We start from the raw sequence: 18,404 nt of genomic DNA, 5'->3' as shown, positions 1-18,404 counted from the left end.
AAGCATCGCTCGATGCGCGATGCCGGCAAGGGGCGCCCCGGCTGAGTGATCCGGACAGCTTGGAAATAGAGTGAAAACAGGGTGAAATCGGGCCGGTCGAACCATGATTCCACATCGGCTTCCCTACGACGGCATTATCCGTACAGGTTCAAAGGGACTCTCTCAGCCGCGTCAATTCAGGCGCAGCACCCCATACCTCGCCACGCTACTGGAATTGCCGCGGCAAGGCAAGCTGTTGCGGTTTACTTTGCCGGAATACGGAGAATACGGCGCTGGCTCCACCCGCGAGGCTTCTCTTGATGCCGTTGCGCTGAGCGGCAGCGCGCCCCGCTGACTTTCTTTGCCTCGCCAAAGAAAGTCAGCAAAGAAAGGCGACCCCAGGCGCAGAAAACCCCTTGTCGCGGGTCGCTTGGCGGCGGGCTTGATTAACTCGCTGCGCTCAGACAATCAAGCCCTTGCTTCCGCCAAGCCGCCCCGCGCCTGCGGCTGCGCCTAAGGGGTTAGGGTGCTCCGTGCTTACCTATCTGGAAGGGGTGCTTACCGAAAGGTGCCGCTAGAGTCCGCGTAAACAGGGCATTTCCCGTCACCTCCTCTAAAACCCGCATGGATAAAGGACTTCCGAACAGGTGCCTCTGGAACCCTTATAAATAAAGGGCTGGCGGGTAGGGTGTCCGAAAATTCCCTAAATACGTGGGCTTGCGGGCACCTCTTTGGGAAAAGACGTAACGGAGCCGTCGCGTCGGTGGCCGATGGGTTTTTAATTCTCCCCTTGTGGGGGAGATGCCCCGAAGGGGCAGAGAGGGCAACACGCCGAAGGCTTGGCTTCTGTTATTTCAGATGGGATTTGATATTGCCCCTGCGCTCTTTTTATCTTTTTTACCCTCTCTTCAAATTCCTCTCCCAAAGGGCGAGAGGATTTTCGGGTGCTCTGAACCCCACTTGGATAAAGGTGCTCTAGGTAGACACCCGGAAACCCGCGTGGATAGGGCGTTTCCGGTCAGGCACCTCTGTAACCCTTATCAATAAAGGGCTGGCGGGCAGGGTAACCGGAGATGCCCTAAATACGCGGGCTTCAGGCCACCTCTTTTTGGAGATGCACCTGCGCTTCCGCCCCACGCATTTTTCCAATTCTCCCCTGCCGGGAAGAGGTCCCGAACCCCGCGCGGATAAAGGCGCTCCGGGTAGGCACCTCTGAAGCCCTTATGAATAAAGGGCTAGCGGGCAGGGTGCCCGGAGATGGCCTGTTTACACGGGCTTCAGGGCATCGTCTCCGGGATGACCTCAATCGCCGCCTGGCGAGGTATGGCGAGGCGCTTGGTGGCGAAGGTCGCGCGTGCTTTTGTGCTCGCGGCCCTTGTCCTTGCCCGCGTTTACGTCGCCTGCAACGCTGCGTCGACCGCGCGGTGCAGCGCCGTCAATATCTGCGCGTATTCATGCCAGCCGATGCCATCGACGGACAGCGCGCGCCGGCGCAGGCTGCCATCGACCGCGCCGGCGGCAAGCAGGGTTTCCAGCACGCGCTGCTCATGCATGACCGGGCGCAGCAGCGGCCGGCCGGAAAGCACGGAGAGCGCGGCGACCAGGGCGTGGCCGCCCCAGTTGGAAACCCCCGCCGGAATCACGTAATCGGCGGGCGTTGCGCAGAAAATCAGTTCGCCGTGGGCAACCCGGTTTTTCAGACGGCTGCGCAGCGCACCTAGCCCCAGTTCGTTGCCGCCGTCGCCGATGGCGATCGTCGTGTAGTTCCGCCGTTCCGCCGGTGGCATCAGCCGGTCGGCGGCGGGGACGATGTCGTCGAGCCGTTCGCCGCGCATTGAGTAGCGATGCCCATCCAGGGCGCTGCCCGGCCGCTCGATGGCGAGAACGTGTGTCGGGCGATGCGTCCGGATGATTTCGTCGATCTGGCGGTCGGCCAGGCGCTGCGCGTCGGGCAGGGAGATGATCGGAAACGGCTGGGATGAGGCGGGGCAGCCGTCGTCTTGGGCCTTGAACAATGGCTCGGCGGCAGCCAGCAGCCCCGCGCTGTGCCGGTCGGTGATCAGTGTGACTTTTTTGCCAAGCCGGTGCAGCGCGTCGGCCAGCGCCAGCGCGCCGGGCGGGCCGTCATTCTCGCCGATCATCGCTGCCCGGATGCAGAAACCGGTCACGATGAGGATGCGCTCGCCGCGCAGCAGGCTGGCAGCCGCCGGCGGCAGATCGTCCGCCAGCGCCAGGCTGGATAGCCCGCGCTGGCCGGGATCGTGCCGGATCAGGTGGGCAATGCGTTTTAGGGCGGCCATGCACTCTGGGGCGGTGTGTGCCGCAACGTCGCTCATGCCGTGAGTCTCCGAAGTTTCATGAAGTGCGCCATACTGCCACAAGCCGCGTATTTACGGGGTGGTGGCCTCAATGTCGCTGGATTGTCGGGTGTCGCCAAAAGACCGCAAGAGCGCCATTTCTGGGTGTGGGTAATGGGCATGGCTGCTGGACGCGGGCGGCAGTGATGATCTGTCGCCCGCCTGTGATGTGGAACAACCTCGGTGATAACGTCATCTGTGCCCAAGGGCGGAAATGCTCTTCGTCCGCCCGTGATGCGGAACGCCACGCCGCCTGATCGGCGCGGCGGCCCGGCTTGTGCGGGTGATCAGTGTTCTCCCGCAGCTCCGCGCGCGACCGTACAGTTTCAGGAGGGCCGGTCTGCGCGGGCGATCAGCCCGCATCACCGGCATTCCCCGTGGGTTGCCCGGCTGGCGCGGGCGATCAACTTTTCGGGATTTAAGCGCCCATTTTTTATGCAGACTAGCGCCGAGATGTGTTCTGTTACAGAATAATGTTGTGCGCACAGCTTGAGTGATTGATTTCGATCTGCGTGCAGACGCAAACGGTGCGCTAGGAAGGGAGGCAGCACGCCGGCAGGCAGGTAAGTGTGTCGCCGGGGCGTGCCGGTTCGAGTCAATGATCCGGTGTTTTCAGCGTCGCTGCATCGGTGTCTGGGCGCCGGAAGCCTGATGGAGTGGGGCTGTTCGAGTCGGGCGTCCGGTTCTGGGGCGGTTTGCGCTGAAAACTGATGTATGAATCATGATGAAATTTTTTACAGAGGAGCGTTTGACCATGAAGAAACTGACCTTTGTTGCAACAGCCGCATTGTTGGGTTCTGTGCTGGCCAGCCCGATGGCCGTCGCGCAGCAGAAATTCGTGACGATCGGTACGGGCGGCGTGACGGGAACGTACTACGCCGCCGGCGGCGCCATCTGCCGCCTGATGAACAAGGAGCGCGCCAAGCACGGTATTCGCTGCTCGGTGGAAAGTACGGGCGGTTCCGTCTATAACGTCAATACCATCAAGGCGGGCGAGCTGGATTTTGGCGTCGCCCAGTCGGATATCCAGTACAACGCGGTCAGAGGGTTGGCGCAATTCAAGGACAGCGGCCCACATGCCGATTTGCGTGCCGTCTTCTCGGTCTATACGGAGTCGTTTACGGTTGTGGCGCGTAAGGAAGCCAATATCAAGACTTTCGAGGATTTCAAGGGCAAGCGTTTCAATGTCGGTAATCCTGGGTCGGGAACGCGCTTAACGACCGATATGCTGATGAATGCGTTGGGGATGAAGACCAGCGATTTTTCGCTGACCTCGGAGCTGAAGCCGGATGAACACGGCGCGGCGCTGTGCGATAACAAGATCGACGGTTTTGCCTTCGTGGTCGGCAGCCCGACGGCCAATATCCAGGACCCGACGACGACCTGCGGCGCCAAGCTGGTGTCGATTACCGGCCCTGCCGTCGACAAGCTGATCAAGGAATATCCGTATTTTGCGCTCTCGACGATTCGCGGCGGCATCTACCCGAACAACCCGGATGATGTGAAGACTTTTGGTGTCATGGCCAGCTTCGTTACCTCTGCCAAGGTGCCGGATAACGTCGTTTATGCCATGGTGTCGGCCGTCTTCGATAATCTGGAAGAATTCAAGAAGCTGCATCCGGCGTTTGCCAATTTCGATCCGAAGACGATGATCAAGCAGGGGATTTCTGCGCCGCTGCATCCCGGCGCCGTCAAGTACTACAAGGAAAAAGGCTGGATGTAATCACCGAGAGCTGACCGTGTGTTGATGCTTCGTCGATACGGTGCGCCGTATGGGCGGGGCATGCCGGCCAGCCAGAACGCCGGCCGCACGAGCATACGGAATGTGCGGGTAAGAGGCGTGCCGGAAAATGGGCAAAAAGCAGATAGAAAGCGGGCGGAGAAAGCCTCCCGGAAAGTTGTTCCGAAAAGCGCTTGGGTGCGCAGAAGTTTGTCATCAGTGTGGCGTACCTGGTGTACCGAGCACTAATCGGCGCCGGTGATATGGGCGGTGGTAGGGGCAGTAATACGGGTATTGCAAGCGGAGAAAGCGAGTGAGCGAAAAGATAGAAAATACAAAAAGCGCGCCGGGCATGACGGACGAGGAAGTCCGGCAATTCGTCGCCGATTCCGATACCGGCAGGCGTCGTCCGCAGGGCGTAACGGCGCAGATCATGCTATGCGTGGCCTTTGCGTGGTCGCTGTTCCAGTTGTGGATTGCCTCCCCCCTGCCGTTCTCGCTGGGTATTTTCGTCCTCAACGACACCGAGTCGCGCGCCATTCATCTGGCGCTGGCAATCTTCCTCGGCTTCATGCTGTTTCCCGCCTTCAGGCGTTCGCCGCGGCAATGGATTCCGTTGCCGGACTGGGTGCTCGGACTGGCGGGCGCTTTCTGCGCCGCCTATCTGTGTCTGTTCTACGAGCAACTGGCGCATCGCCCCGGCCAGCCGAATACGATGGATATCATCGTGGCGTGTAGCGGGCTGGTGCTGCTGCTGGAAACCACGCGCCGTGTGGTCGGCGTGCCGATGGCGGTCATGGCGATGATTTTCATCGGCTATATTTTCCTCGGTCCGTATATGCCTGACGTGATCGCCCACAAGGGCGCGTCGTTTTCCAAGGCAATGTCGCATTTATGGCTCTCCACCGAAGGGGTTTTTGGCGTTGCGCTCGGCGTTTCGTCCGGTTTCGTTTTTCTTTTCGTTCTCTTCGGCGCGCTGCTCGATACGGGCGGCGCCGGCAATTACTTCATCAAGTCGGCGCTGTCGCTGCTTGGGCATATGCGCGGCGGCCCGGCCAAGGCGGCGGTCGTCTCCTCCGGACTGACTGGAGTGATTTCGGGCAGCTCGATCGCCAATGTGGCGACGGTCGGTACCTTTACCATTCCGCTGATGAAACGCATCGGCTACAAACCCCACGTCGCCGGTGCGATTGAAACGGCCGCCTCGGTCGACGGGCAGATCATGCCGCCGGTGATGGGGGCGGCCGCCTTTCTGATGGTCGAATACGTTGGTATTCCCTATACGCAGATCATCAAACACGCCGCGCTGCCGGCGCTGATGTCCTACATCGCGCTGTTTTATATCGTCCATCTCGAAGCCTGTAAGTCGGGCTTGCAGGGTATTCCGCGCCGGCATATCCCGCCGGTCGGGCGGCGAATCATCAACATCATCATGACGGTCTGCGGCGTCGTCATTCTGGCGAACGCCATTTATTACGGGCTGGGCTGGATCAAGACAGTCGCCGGAGAGGCCTCCCTATTCGTCATTGGCGCGCTGATGCTGGCGATGTATCTCGTTCTGCTCAAGTTCGAGGCGCGCTATCCGGAGTTGCAGTTGGACGATCCCAATCAGCCGATCATTGAGCTGCCCGACCCCGGGCCGACGCTCAAGAGCGGCATCCATTTTCTGCTGCCGGTGGCGGTGCTGATCTGGAATCTGATGATCGAGGAGCTTTCGCCCGCGCTGTCGGCCTTCTGGGCGACGGTTTTCCTGATCTTTGTTTTACTGACGCAACGCCCTCTCCATGCCTGGTTTTTGGGTCGGAACGATGTGGCGGCGCAGGCCAGGCAAGGGGTCGTTGACGTGCTCGTCGGCCTGACGATGGGCGCGCGCAACATGATCGGCGTGGCGATCGCCACGTCAACGGCAGGCATCATCGTCGGTACGGTGACGCTGACCGGCGTCGGGCTGGTGCTGGCGGAAGTCGTCGAGATGATTTCGTCCGGCAATCTGATCGTGATGCTGGTCATGGTTGCCGTCGCTTCACTGATTTTGGGCATGGGCGTGCCGACGACGGCCAACTACATCATCGTCTCTTCGCTGATGGCGCCGGTGGTGGTTGAGCTGGGCGCGCAGAGCGGCCTGATTGTGCCGCTGATCGCCATACATATGTTCGTTTTCTACTTTGGCATCATGGCCGACGTGACGCCGCCGGTGGGGCTGGCGGCTTATGCCGCCGCCGGCATTGCCAAGACCGACCCGTTGCTGACGGGCTTCACGGCGTTCTGGTACAGCATCCGCACCAGCGTGCTGCCGTTTATGTTCATCTTCAATACGCAATTGCTGCTGATCGATGTGGAAAGCATCGGCAGTTTTCTGCTGACCTTCATTTCGGCGACGGTTGCCAGCCTGCTTTTTGCCGCCGCCTCGCAGCTATGGTTTCTGACCCGTAACAAATGGTACGAAACCCTGCTGTTGCTGGTCGTGGCTTTCAGCCTGTTCCGTCCCGACTTCTGGATGGACATGATTTACCCACACTACACCCAGGTGCCGGCGGCCGATCTGATGCAAGTCGTTGAAAAAGCGCCGGATGGCAAGCGCCTGCGTCTCTGGGTTGAAGGCGAGGACGCCAACGGCAAACTGATTAAAAAGGGAATGCTGCTGTCGCTGGGTGAGGCCGGACCAGCCGCCAAGCGCCTGGATGCCTTTGGTGTTCGCCTGCTTGAGATGGGCGGGGAGACGAACGTGGTTTCCGTCCGCTTCCGCAGTCGGGCCGAGAAAATCGGCTTCCGGCAGGGGCAGAAGGTCATTGCCATGGAAGTGGCGAATGAACGGCCGGCAGCCGAGTGGATGTTCATCCCGGCGCTTGGGGTATTGGCGCTGATCATCGTCATGCAGCGGCGGCGCATCGCCGCCGGCGCACCCTCCTGATTCCCGCCGCGGCGGCCTCAGCGCCGTCGGCCGCCGCCACGCCTGCCCGGAAGCCCGCGTATTTCGGGCATTTCCGAGCGGGCGCCCGGAAGCCCTTATAAACAGGGCGTCTCCGGGCATTTTGTCCGGAGATCCTTTATCCATAAGGGTTTCAGAGGTGCCTGCCCGCAAGCGCCCTATTTACGCGGGGTTCCGGGCATGTCCCTAAACGCCCTAGCCACGCGGACTCCGGCGGCGGTCTGGGCGGTATGGCGGCGGAGATGATGGGCCGCGGGCTCGTGTCAGTCAATGCGCAATGCCCTAAAGCCGAGGGGGCGCATGCGGCCGCCTCTCGCTTCAGTAGGGGGCATGGCAGCAGAGGCGATTACCGCATCGCGTAGGGCAATACGGTAACGAACCACGGGAACAGCGTCAGAATGACGAGCGTGACCAGCAGCGCGCCCAGATAGGGCAATGAAGCGATCATGACCCGTTCGATGGGAACCTTGGTAATGGCGCTGGCGACGAAAAGGTCGAGTCCAACCGGCGGCGTGATACAGCCGATGGCGAGGTTGACGACCATGAGAACGCCAAAAAACAAGGGATCGATCCCCAGCGTTTTGGCGACCGGCAGGAAAATCGGCGTCAGAATGACGACAGCCGCCGAAGCGTTGACCATCGTCCCGGCGATGAGCAGCAGAACGTTGAGGGCCATCAGAAACATGATGGGCGAGGTGGTGATCGAGACGACGAACTCGCCAAGCCGGTGCGGGATTTGCAGACTGGTCAGCAGCCAGCCGAAGACGTTGGCCGCGCCGACCAGCAGCATGATCATCGTTGTGCCGATGACGGCCTGGAAAATGATTTGCGGAAAATCCCTGAACTTGAGTTCCTTGTAGATGAACAGGCCGACGAAGATGCCGTAGACGGCAGCGACTGCGGCCGCTTCGGTCGGCGTGAAAATGCCGCCGTAAATACCGCCGATGATGATGACCGGCGTCATCAGGGCAAAAAAGGATTCCTTGAATGCCTTGGCCAGGTGGGCAAAAGAGAAATTTCCCTCCGGGCGAATGCCGCGTTTTTTCGCCATGTACCAGCTGACCAGCATCATTGACGCGCCCATCATCATGCCGGGAATGAAGCCGCCGATGAAAAGATCACCGATCGAGGTGTCGGCAATGACGCCATAAACAACCATGGTGATCGACGGCGGAATGACGATGCCGACAACGCCGCTGGAGGCCACGACGCCGGTCGCCCAATCACGGGCATATCCCTTTTTCTCCATTTCGTTAACCATTGTCGTGCCCAGCGCGGCGGTGGTGGCTGCCGACGATCCGGAAATGGCGGCAAAGAAACAGCCGGAAACGGAGACGGTTTGCGCCAGGCCGCCGGTGAATGAGCCGACTAGCGCTTGCGAAAACTGAACCAGGCGCGTCGTGACGCCGCCGGCAGACATGAACGAACCGGCCAGCATGAAAAAGGGAACGGCCATGAACGAAAATGAGTCGATCCCCGAAAACATGATCTGTGTGATCATGACGAGCGGCTTGTCCATGAAAAAGATCAGGATGCTGGCAACCGACAGGCACAGCGAAAAAGCTACGGGTACGCCGAGCGCCGTCAGCAGCAAGAACAACCCCAACAATACGTATTCCATGCCAGTTCTCCCTGTCGAGTGTCAGGTACTGCTGCCTTGGGCTGTTGGATCATTGCCCTTGAATAAACGCAGTGTGTTGCGAATCAGGTAAAGCAGCATCAGTACGCTGCTGACCGGAATGACCGCATAAACGTAGCTCATTGAAATTTCCAGTCCCGGCGCTTCCTGAAAGGTCATGACCTGAACCATTTTCGATCCCTGGAAGAACAAAATGGCGGTGAATAGATAACCGGCGACGAGCGAGATGAATTGCAGCACTTTTCCGAACGGGCGTCCTTTATAGTGGTTTGGCAGAAACTCGACGGCCAGGTGTCCGGATTCGCCCATGATCAGCGCAGAACCAAGGAATACGACGTAAACAAACAAGAAACGCGCCAGTTCTTCCGACCACTCGGGCGTGTAATTAAAGCAATAGCGTGTGATGACCTGGGCAAAAATGGTGATCAGCATGGTCGTCATGGCAAAACATGAAAACCAGTACAGAACCGCTCTCACTTTTTCCAGCAGCCTGTCGAGCATGAGCTTTCTCCTACGAAACCCGGACATCTCCATGTCCGGGTTTTTGGGGCACAACGCAATAGGTGATGACTATGCTGCCTTGCCGTTTATTTCTCCAGCGCCTTGATCTTGTCGATATTGCTCTGGCCGACGGTCTTGGCTAGTTGTTTATAGACGCTTTGGGTCGCTTCCATAAATGGCTTGCGGTCGACGTCGATAACCTCAATCTTGCCGGTGGCCTTGATCTTCTCCCAGAACGCCTGGTCCTCTTTCTCGGAGAGCTGGCGCTGCCAGGCAATCGCTTCGTTCGCCGCGGACTGGATGATCTCCTGCTGCGCCGGCGTCAGTTTTTTCCATGCCATCATTGAGATCAGCACGGGTTCGGGGGCGTAGGCGTGGCCGGTCAGCGATGCATATTTCTGAACTTCATAGAAGCGCTTGGTGAAAATATGCGCGCTGGGGTTTTCCTGACCATCGACCGTGCCCTGTTGCAGCGCGGAATACAGTTCCGAGAAGGCCATGGGTGTCGGCGAGGCACCCAGTGCCTTGACCATCTCGACGTATACCTTGTTGTTCATGACGCGAACTTTCAGCCCCTTCATGTCGGCGGGCGATTTGACCGGGCGGACATTGTTGGTCACATGGCGAATCCCGTTCTCCATGTAGCCGAGCAGCTTGATGCCTTTGGCTTCAAGCGGCTTGCCCAGTTCCATGCCGACCGTATCAAGCGCTTTGTAGGCGTGCGCGCGGTCCTTGAACAGGAACGGCATGTCGAAGATCGCCATTTGCGGCTGGAAGGTGCCCAGCTCGGCGGTGCCGGTCAGCGTCATGTCGACGGTGCCGTAGATCAGTCCTTCGATCAGCTCTTTTTGCGCGCCCAGTTGGGAGGAGGGGAAGACCTTGATTTCAATCTCGCCGTTCGATTTTTTCTTGACGAGTTCGGCGAAGTGGTCAGCGCCCATGGCATAGGGATTGGTTTTCTCGGCAATGTGCCCGAGTTTAAGCACTATGCCCGAAGCAAACGCCAGCGATGAGGAAAACAGCGTAACCAGGAAGGCGGAAAGATATTTCGAACGCTTTTGCATAATTACCTCTAATCTGTTGGTCTGGTGGGAAATGGCCGAACCGGCCTGCTACTGCTGCCACTGCAATTCCGGTTCGGTATGGCATCTATCCTGCCATGCCGCAAATGCAGATCGACGATAGCACGTCCGCCAGTTCATAGACAATACTGCGGCGAGGTGTTTTCTCGATATGCTGCGACCGCCTATTCGTCAGGGGCTACGACAGGTTCTTGCAGACTTTGGAACACTGAAAACCGTGCCTGCACATTCCGGTGCCGGTAATCCATCAAACGCCCCTTCCGGGAAACGGTTGAGCCGGACGCGGCGGGCAGCGGATGGCAGTCGATGGCGGTTGGGCGGCGGACTACGCGCCGTCGGCAATGATTGATGGGGGATTCGTCGGCATGCGGCGGAATTTATCCGCGGTGGAAAGGTGCTCTCGAGCGTTCTCGAACCGGATGTTTCGGCGTTAGCCCACATTTCTCACACCCTCACGGTTCGGCCCCCGTTGGCGCGGTTTTTTCCTTCACGCGTCGCCGTGACCGCGAGGATTCAGGCCTGCGAGCGGCCAATGGAGTGCAGGCGGGTGAGGTTCTGCGAGCGGTCAGGTGCGTTGAGGGGGCAAGCGGCGCTGTTTGGGCATGAGACCGCCTCGCGCGAACGGGAGCGCGATCGGATCAGCAGGGCCACGGTGGCGTGGCGGATCAGCCGGGGGCGAGTCTGGCCTGGGCCAGGCGCCAGGTGGTCTGGAACGGATGACTGCTGGCCATGCTGACATGGATGCGGCGCACGCTGATCTTGACCCGTGCGCCGATCTTGAGCAGTTTCAGGCGCAGGCTCTCGCAGGTGGCCTCGGCCAGTTCGGTGCCAGCCAGCCCGATGCGGCGCAGCGCTTCGAGCATGACGTAGGCGAAGGAGGCGAACCACAGCCGCAGCTGATTGGCCCGCATCGTCGCCGTTGAGGTGCGATCGGCGAACAGGTGTAGCTGGCACTCCTTGATGCGGTTCTCCATTTCGCCTCGGGCGCAGTACAGCGCCTCGTACAGTTCGCGTGCCGGCCAGCGCTGAGCGTCCAGGCTGGTGACGATGAAGCGCGGATTGGCCTTGCCCGGCAGCTGCTCGGCCTTGCCGACGACCCGCCGGGCGCACGACCAGCTGTCAAGGGTGCGGTAGGTGAAGTCGCGAAACCGCCGTGCGGGCTTGCCGGTCTGGGTGCATTCGGCCTGCGCCTGGCTCATCTCGGTTTCGATCTGGGCCTTGAGCCGGTCGTTCTTGGCCAGCCCGAAGACGAAGTCGATGTGCGTCTGCTCGCACCAACTCATCAAGGCATCGCGCGCAAAGCCCGAGTCGGCACGCAGCACGATGCGCACCTCCGGCCAGTGGCGGCGGATCTGGGTGACGATGCGTTCGAGTTCATCGATGCTGCCCGCCGAGGCATCCGTGTTGGCCCGGCGCAGCTTGGCGGCGAGCAGATGTCGGCCGCAGAAGATGTACAGCGGCAGGTAGCAGTAGCCGCCGTAGTAACCATGGAAGAAACGCCCTTCCTGCTGGCCGTGCAGCGGGTCGTCGGTGGCGTCCAGATCGAGGATGATCTCGTCAGGTGCCTGCTCGTGCGCCTCAATGAAGCACGCGACGAACAGCGACTCGAAGGCCGCCGGATCGTGAGCGATCTTGTGATAGCGCGAACCGTCCTTGGTGTCGGGGGCATGTTCGAGCCGGTTCAAGGTCGACTTGCCCGCCAGCGGCTCGCAGCCCTTGCGCCGAGCGCTGAGCTTACCGGCCAGCGTGGCCAGTACCGGGTCACGGCGCAATTGATCGTGATCGTTCAGGTCCTCGTAGCCCAGCGCGATCCCCACGATCCGTTGCATCACCAACGTGTGCACCGTGTGTTCGATCAGCTCCGGATCGCGCCCATCCTCGAAGCAGGCCGCCACCCGTTCGGTCAGCCGCAAGGTGCGATCGACCTCGCGCAGCAACAGCGCGCCCGCATCCGAACTGATCTGCCCTCCGTCGAAATCCACCGCCACCTGGCGGCCATCAATACGCTTCGCGCATGGGCTGACTACGGTACACTGTGTCGGCATCGCGGCTTCCTCAGAGATATGGTTAAGTCGTTCTCGCAAAAAAACTTTCTCATATCTCCGGCCGCGATGCACCTTCTATCTGTGAGAAATGCGGGGTAGTGCCGAAACCGCCAGAACCGCGGCCGGCGAGGCCTTGTCCGCTACCCGCCGTTTCCCATTAGCGTTTGAACCAGCGCCACGGTGCGAGTGGTCGCGCCGCGGTGTGCCTGACTAAATGCGCGGGCAGCCGCACGCATCCTGTCGAGTGTCGCATGGTCGCCCAGCAGGTGCGCGGCTGCGCGGGCAGCCGCATCGGCGCTGCCGATCTGCTGCGCCGCGCCGCAGGCCAGCGCGTCTTCGGTCGCCTGGGCGAAATTGTACGTATGCGGGCCGACCAGCACCGGACAGCCGCAGGCTGCGGCTTCGATCAGGTTCTGCCCGCCGAAAGGCAGCAATGTGCCGCCGATCAGCGCCAGATCGGCCAGCGTGAAATAAGCCGGCATTTCCCCCATGCTGTCGCCCAGCCAGAGACGGGTTGTGGCATCCGGCAGGCCGCTGCTGCGTCGCCGGCTGTTGACGCCGCGCGATGCAAGCATGGCGGCGACTTCATCGAAGCGTTCAGGATGGCGGGGCACGAGAACAAGCAGCGCTTCCGGCGGCAGCGTCTGGAGGAAAGCATCGACGATCAGCGTTTCCTCGCCTTCGCGGGTGCTGGCGGCTAGGCAGACGGGACGACGGCCGATCGCTGTGCGCCAGCTTTGGCCGAGCGCAATTTTTTCCGGCGCGGGGTCGGCGTCGAATTTGAGGTTGCCGAAGCTACGTACATTTTCGGCGCCGATGGCGGTCAGTCGTTCGGCATCGGCCGGAGTTTGCGCGGCAACGGCGGCCAGTTGCCGCATCATCGGCCGAACCAGCGGCGCGAAACGCAGATAGCCTCGTTGCGAATGTGCGGAAAGGCGGGCATTGATCAGCAGGATCGGTATTTGCCGCGCCTGGCCGAGGGCGATCAGGTTCGGCCAGAGTTCGGTTTCCATAAGCAGGCCGATTTGTGGGCGGAAATGCCGGAAGAAACGGCGGCAGGCGCCCGGTAGATCGTAAGGCAGGTAAGCCTGATGCAGGCGTGCGCCGTATTTGGCAACCAGTTCGCTGCCTGTCGCGCGGCCGGTCGGCGTCATGTGCGTCAGCAAAAGTTCGTGCCTGGGGAAGGCGGCAAGCAGGGCGCGGATCAGGGGTTCGGCCGCACGCGTTTCGCCGACTGAGACAACGTGCAGCCAGAGTAGGTGCGGCGACGCAGCGTGCGCATAGAAACCGTAACGTTCGCCCAGATGGCGCAGGTATTCGGGCTGTCGGCGCGCCCGCCAGAGCAGGCGCAGCCAGATCAGCGGCTGGACGAGGGTGAAAAGCAGGGTATAAATCAGGCGGGACATGGGTACGTTCGTGGTTCGTGTATTGAGTGGGGCTTCGTCACGTTGGCGAGAACGTCGCCGTCAAGGCCTGCTCTGCGGCAGTGAGAACGTCCGCAACGCTCGGTGGCGAGCCTTTACCGCCGAGGTTACGGGCAAAACCCGTGCCGAGTACGCCGGTCAGGGCCGGATCGGTGGCCGTATAGAGTGCAATCGTTGGCGTGCGCAGTGCCGTAGCCAGATGCGACAGTCCCGTATCGACGCCGATGCAGAGGCGGGCGTGACCGAGCAGTGCGGCCAATTCGCGCAGCCCCAGCGTCGGCGCGACGCAGGCGGAGGGGATGCCCGCCGCAATACGTTCCGCGCGTTGCCGCTCGGCTGCGTTACCGGAGGGGAAAACCGGCGTCAGACCGCGCTGGCTCAACGCTTGCCCGACTTCGCGCCAGTGGGCTTCATCCCACAGCTTGTCAGTGCGGCTGGTTGCGGTCAGCAGGACGGCATAGCGAACGACGCGGCTGCCATCAGGCGCCTTGCCCAGCCAGGGGAAATCCATTGCCGGCGGGCGAATGCCGTAATCGAGCGGCAAGGGGCTGGCGGACGGGGGCAGGAAAGCGACCTCAGGGATTTCGGTGGCTTCCGGGGCTTTAGGGTGTGGCGCGGGCGCCACGCCGACGGCGCCCAGTGCCAGAGCGGCAAGCCGGCGATTGCGCTCGACAGCGTGCAGATGGGTGGGGACGATGAACGTGCGGTCATAGAAACAGGCGGCCAGCGGTTCGCGTGCGACCTCTCGCGCGTAACCCAGTGTTTTGCCTCGCGCCTGGCGGGCGATCAGCGCGCTTTTGATCAAACCCTGCGTATCAAGGATGGCGTCGTAGGGCTGTGCCCGGAGCTGCGCTCGGGCGGCGCGGATTTCCCGTCCGAGCGTCGACCAGTGTGCCAGCTGGCAGAGCGACCTGCGCCAGCGGCGGACAGCGACGGGAATGACTTCTTGAACGGCCGGATGTAGGCGCGGGATGTCGGCAAACGCCTCTTCGACGCACCAGTCGATTCGTGCGTCGGGAAAACGGCGGGACAGATCGCTGGCGACCGGCAGGTTGTGCACGACATCGCCGAGTGAGGAGGTCTTGACCAACAAAATACGCATCAGCGGGTAGAATATCGGCAGGGATTTGCGTGGGCGCCTGTTTATATTGCGCATGGCGCTAAAAACGCTGCGCATTATATCGGGGATTGCCGCTTGCCTCGGCGCCCCGGATTTTTTGATGACCTGAGTTTATAAAAATACGAGAAAGGCTTGAACGTGATACTCGTCACCGGCGGCGCCGGTTTCATCGGCGCCAATTTCATTCTGGACTGGCTGCGCGCGGGCGATGAGCCAGTTCTCAACCTTGACAAACTGACCTACGCCGGCAATCTGGAAAATCTGGCCGAACTGGCCGGGGATCCGCGCTATGCTTTCGTGCAGGGCGACATCTGCGACAAAGCCCTGGTTGAACGGCTCTTCCGGCAGCATGCGCCACGGGCGGTGATCAATTTTGCCGCCGAAAGCCACGTCGATCGCTCGATTCACGGGCCGGGAGAATTCATCCAGACCAATATCCTGGGTACGTTCAACCTGCTCGAATGCGCACGCGCCCATTTGGGCGGCTTGGATGACGCTGCGCGCAAGGCGTTTCGCTTCCTGCACGTATCCACCGACGAGGTTTATGGCTCTCTGGCCAAGGATGACCCGGCTTTCACGGAACGTCACCGCTATGAACCCAACAGCCCGTATTCCGCGTCCAAGGCAGCGTCCGACCATCTCGTGCGCGCCTATTGCCATACCTACGGCCTGCCGGTGCTGACCACCAACTGCTCGAACAATTACGGCCCCTACCAATTTCCCGAAAAACTGATTCCGCTGATGATCGTCAATGCGCTAGCCGGCAAATCCCTGCCAATTTACGGCGACGGCCAGCAGATCCGGGACTGGCTCTATGTCGGCGACCACTGCGCCGCTATCCGGCGCGTGCTGGCAGCCGGGCAACCGGGAGAAACCTACAACATCGGCGGCTGGAACGAGAAGCCCAATCTCGACATCGTGCATGCCGTCTGCGCGCTGCTCGATGAATTGCGTCCGCGCGCCGACGGCCAATCCTATCGTGAGCAGATCACTTACGTGACCGACCGTCCCGGCCATGATCGGCGCTACGCGATCGACGCGACCAGGATTGAGCGCGAGCTTGGCTGGAAGCCGCAGGAAACCTTTGAAACCGGCATTCGCAAGACAGTTGCCTGGTATCTCGATCATCCTCAATGGATCGCTAACGTGCAGTCGGGTGCGTACCGCGAGTGGGTGGAGAAAAACTACGGCGGACGGGCGTCATGAAAATCCTTCTTTTTGGCAAGGGCGGCCAGCTCGGTTGGGAATTACAGCGGAGTCTGGTGGCGCTGGGCGAACTTGTCGCGCTCGACTTCGATACGCCGGGTGAGTTGTGCGGCGACTTCACCCGTCTGGCCGACATCGCGGCAACGGTGCGTCAGGTCAGGCCGGATGTTGTCGTCAATGCCGCTGCCTATACGGCCGTCGACAAGGCCGAGTCCGAGCCGGAGCTGGCGCGCCGGATCAATGCCGAAGCGCCGGGCGCGCTTGCCGATGCGGCCGAAGAAATCGGTGCCTGGTTCGTCCATTACTCGACCGATTACGTGTTTGACGGCAGCGGTGAGCGTCCCTGGCGGGAAGAGGATGCGACAAACCCGCTCAGCGTCTATGGGCAGACCAAGCGCGACGGCGAAATCGCCGTCGCCCGTTGCCGGAAGCATCTCATTTTCCGTACCAGCTGGGTTTATGCCGCACGCGGTGGCAATTTCATCCGCACCATGCTTAAACTGGCGCAGGAACGCGAGCGCCTGACGGTGATTGATGATCAGGTCGGCGCGCCTACTGGCGCCGATCTGCTGGCCGATGTGACGGCGCACGCCGTGCGTGCGGTATGCGCCGCGCCGGCGCGTTCTGATCTTACCGGCCTCTACCATCTGGTAGCGGGCGGCGAGACTTCCTGGTACGGCTATGCCCGTCTGATCATCGAGCAGGCGCGTAATGCCGGGCTGCCGGTGCGGGTTGCGCCGGATGCGGTCGTGCCGATTCCGACCGAGGCCTATCCGCTGCCCGCGCCGCGGCCGCGCAATTCCCGGCTTGATACGTCCAAACTACGGGCGGCCTATGACCTGGTTCTGCCCGACTGGCGCAGCGGCGTTCTGCGGGCGTTGACCGAAATCCTGAAACAGTAGTGATTAACACCTGCACAGAAAATCTCCCATGACCTCCATGAATCATCGTAAAGGCATCATTCTTGCCGGCGGCTCCGGCACCCGGCTCTATCCGGCAACGCAGGTCGTCTCCAAGCAACTGCTGCCCATTTTCGACAAGCCGATGATCTATTACCCGCTCAGTACGCTGATGCTGGCCGGCATACGTGACATTCTGGTTATCTCTACGCCGCAGGATACGCCGCGTTTTGAACAGCTGCTTGGTGACGGCGGGCAGTGGGGCATCCACCTCGAATATGCGGTGCAGCCCTCGCCCGACGGCTTGGCGCAAGCCTTTCTGATCGGCGAATCGTTTGTCGGCGATTCACCTTCGGCGCTTGTGCTGGGTGACAACATTTTCTACGGGCATGATTTTGCCCGCCTGCTGCGTGAGGCCGATGCCAAACGCGAGGGTGCAACCGTTTTTGCCTACCCGGTGACCGACCCTGAACGTTACGGTGTCGTCGAGTTCGATGAAAAATGGCAGGCAATCAGCCTGGAGGAAAAGCCCAAAGCGCCGCGTTCGCGCTACGCCGTGACCGGGTTGTATTTTTACGATCGGCAGATCGTCGAACTGGCCAAGAGCGTCAAACCCTCGGCGCGCGGCGAGCTGGAGATCACCGACCTCAACCGGCTGTACCTTGAACGCGGTCAGCTCAGCGTCAAGACGCTGGGGCGCGGCTATGCCTGGCTCGATACCGGCACGCATGAATCCATGCTCGACGCCAGCCAGTTCATTCATACCATCGAGCGCCGCCAGGGACTGAAAGTTGCCTGCCCGGAAGAAATCGCCTGGCGCAACGGCTGGATCGACGCCCGTCAGCTGGAAAGCATGGCGCAGGCGCTTGCCAAGTCCGGATATGGCCAGTATCTGCTCGGCCTGTTCCGGGACAAAATTCTGTCATGAGGACGCAGCCATGAAAGTCACCCCGCTGGCGATTCCCGACGTGCTGCGCATCGAACCCAAGGTATTCGGCGATGCGCGCGGCTTCTTTTTTGAGAGTTTCAACCGGCAAAGCTTTAAACAGGCGACCGGCCTGGAGGTCGATTTCGTCCAGGACAATCACTCGCGCAGCGTCCGGCACGTCCTGCGTGGCCTGCACTATCAGCTGCCGCCGAGGGCGCAGGGCAAGCTGGTGCGCATCGTCGTTGGCGAAGTGTTCGATGTGGCCGTCGACATCCGTCCGGAATCGGCCACTTTCGGCACCTGGGTCGGCGAAACGCTTTCAGCGGAAAACAAGCGCCAGCTCTGGATTCCGCCTGGATTCGCCCACGGCTTCCTCGTGCTCAGCGAAGCGGCCGAGTTTCTCTACAAGACGACCGATTACTGGGCGCCGGAACTGGAACGCTGCATCCGCTGGGACGATCCGCAGCTGAACATCCGCTGGCCGCTTTCCGCTGCGCCGCAGGTGTCGGCCAAAGATGCGACGGGCGCCGCGTTCGCATCATTGCTGTCGCGGTAGTCTGGAAATTTTCTGCATC

The 18,404-nt window shown here is 61.0% G+C and carries 13 protein-coding genes and 1 riboswitch; of the genes, 6 read left to right on the top strand and 7 right to left on the bottom strand.

All coding sequences use genetic code 11. The features are described 5' to 3' along the window. Positions 1–103: 103 nt before the first annotated feature. Positions 104–203, bottom strand: a riboswitch (TPP riboswitch). Positions 204–1,370: 1,167 nt separating this feature from the next. Beyond that, positions 1,371–2,315, bottom strand: a complete 945-nt coding sequence (locus tag ABCS64_RS11195) for a DUF4392 domain-containing protein (RefSeq protein ID WP_418891979.1) — start codon at positions 2,313–2,315, stop codon at positions 1,371–1,373. Positions 2,316–3,090: 775 nt separating this feature from the next. Here ABCS64_RS11195 and ABCS64_RS11190 point away from each other — a divergent pair. Continuing rightward, positions 3,091–4,059: a TAXI family TRAP transporter solute-binding subunit gene (locus tag ABCS64_RS11190; protein ID WP_418891978.1), complete on the top strand. Its 969-nt coding sequence runs from the start codon at positions 3,091–3,093 to the stop codon at positions 4,057–4,059. 310 nt (positions 4,060–4,369) lie between these two features. Beyond that, the gene (locus tag ABCS64_RS11185; RefSeq protein ID WP_418891977.1) at positions 4,370–6,967 is read left to right on the top strand and encodes a TRAP transporter permease; all 2,598 of its coding nucleotides are present in this window, start codon (positions 4,370–4,372) and stop codon (positions 6,965–6,967) included. Positions 6,968–7,331: 364 nt separating this feature from the next. On the opposite strand, the gene ABCS64_RS11180 is transcribed toward ABCS64_RS11185, so the two are convergent. The 6 genes from ABCS64_RS11180 to waaC all read right to left on the bottom strand — a co-directional run bounded on the left by ABCS64_RS11180 (position 7,332) and on the right by waaC (position 14,778). After that, a complete protein-coding gene (locus tag ABCS64_RS11180) occupies positions 7,332–8,606 on the bottom strand; it encodes a TRAP transporter large permease (RefSeq protein ID WP_418891976.1) in 1,275 nt (424 codons plus the stop codon). 21 nt (positions 8,607–8,627) lie between these two features. Further along, entirely contained in the window at positions 8,628–9,125 is a 498-nt protein-coding gene (locus ABCS64_RS11175; RefSeq protein ID WP_418891975.1) for a TRAP transporter small permease, read from the bottom strand. Positions 9,126–9,211: 86 nt separating this feature from the next. Further along, a complete protein-coding gene (locus ABCS64_RS11170; RefSeq protein ID WP_418891974.1) occupies positions 9,212–10,189 on the bottom strand; it encodes a TRAP transporter substrate-binding protein in 978 nt (325 codons plus the stop codon). A 683-nt stretch (positions 10,190–10,872) separates the two neighbouring features. Continuing rightward, the gene (locus ABCS64_RS11165) at positions 10,873–12,252 is read right to left on the bottom strand and encodes an IS1380 family transposase (RefSeq protein ID WP_418889980.1); all 1,380 of its coding nucleotides are present in this window, start codon (positions 12,250–12,252) and stop codon (positions 10,873–10,875) included. Between the two features lie 140 nt (positions 12,253–12,392). Further along, a complete protein-coding gene (gene waaA, locus ABCS64_RS11160; protein WP_418891973.1) occupies positions 12,393–13,658 on the bottom strand; it encodes a lipid IV(A) 3-deoxy-D-manno-octulosonic acid transferase in 1,266 nt (421 codons plus the stop codon). Positions 13,659–13,695: 37 nt separating this feature from the next. Next, positions 13,696–14,778, bottom strand: a complete 1,083-nt coding sequence (waaC, locus tag ABCS64_RS11155) for a lipopolysaccharide heptosyltransferase I (protein WP_418891972.1) — start codon at positions 14,776–14,778, stop codon at positions 13,696–13,698. A gap of 156 nt (positions 14,779–14,934) precedes the next feature. Between waaC and rfbB the strand changes: the two genes are divergently transcribed. The 4 genes from rfbB to rfbC are packed head-to-tail and all read left to right on the top strand — an operon-like array spanning position 14,935 to position 18,385. Next, on the top strand, positions 14,935–16,002 hold the full coding sequence (gene rfbB, locus ABCS64_RS11150) for a dTDP-glucose 4,6-dehydratase (RefSeq protein WP_418892215.1): 1,068 nt from the start codon (positions 14,935–14,937) through the stop codon (positions 16,000–16,002). Beyond that, complete coding sequence (rfbD, locus tag ABCS64_RS11145; RefSeq protein ID WP_418891971.1) at positions 15,999–16,904, top strand: dTDP-4-dehydrorhamnose reductase; 906 nt, start codon at positions 15,999–16,001, stop codon at positions 16,902–16,904. The genes rfbB and rfbD overlap by 4 nt, the downstream gene beginning before the upstream one ends. Before the next feature lie 37 nt (positions 16,905–16,941). Further along, positions 16,942–17,829: a glucose-1-phosphate thymidylyltransferase RfbA gene (gene rfbA, locus ABCS64_RS11140; protein WP_418892214.1), complete on the top strand. Its 888-nt coding sequence runs from the start codon at positions 16,942–16,944 to the stop codon at positions 17,827–17,829. A gap of 10 nt (positions 17,830–17,839) precedes the next feature. Then, complete coding sequence (gene rfbC, locus ABCS64_RS11135; protein WP_418891970.1) at positions 17,840–18,385, top strand: dTDP-4-dehydrorhamnose 3,5-epimerase; 546 nt, start codon at positions 17,840–17,842, stop codon at positions 18,383–18,385. Positions 18,386–18,404 lie beyond the last annotated feature (19 nt).

The sequence above is a fragment of the Dentiradicibacter hellwigii genome (assembly GCF_041770905.1).
Classification (GTDB): domain Bacteria; phylum Pseudomonadota; class Gammaproteobacteria; order Burkholderiales; family Rhodocyclaceae; genus Propionivibrio; species Propionivibrio hellwigii.
This window is presented reverse-complemented; position numbering and strand designations above follow the sequence as displayed.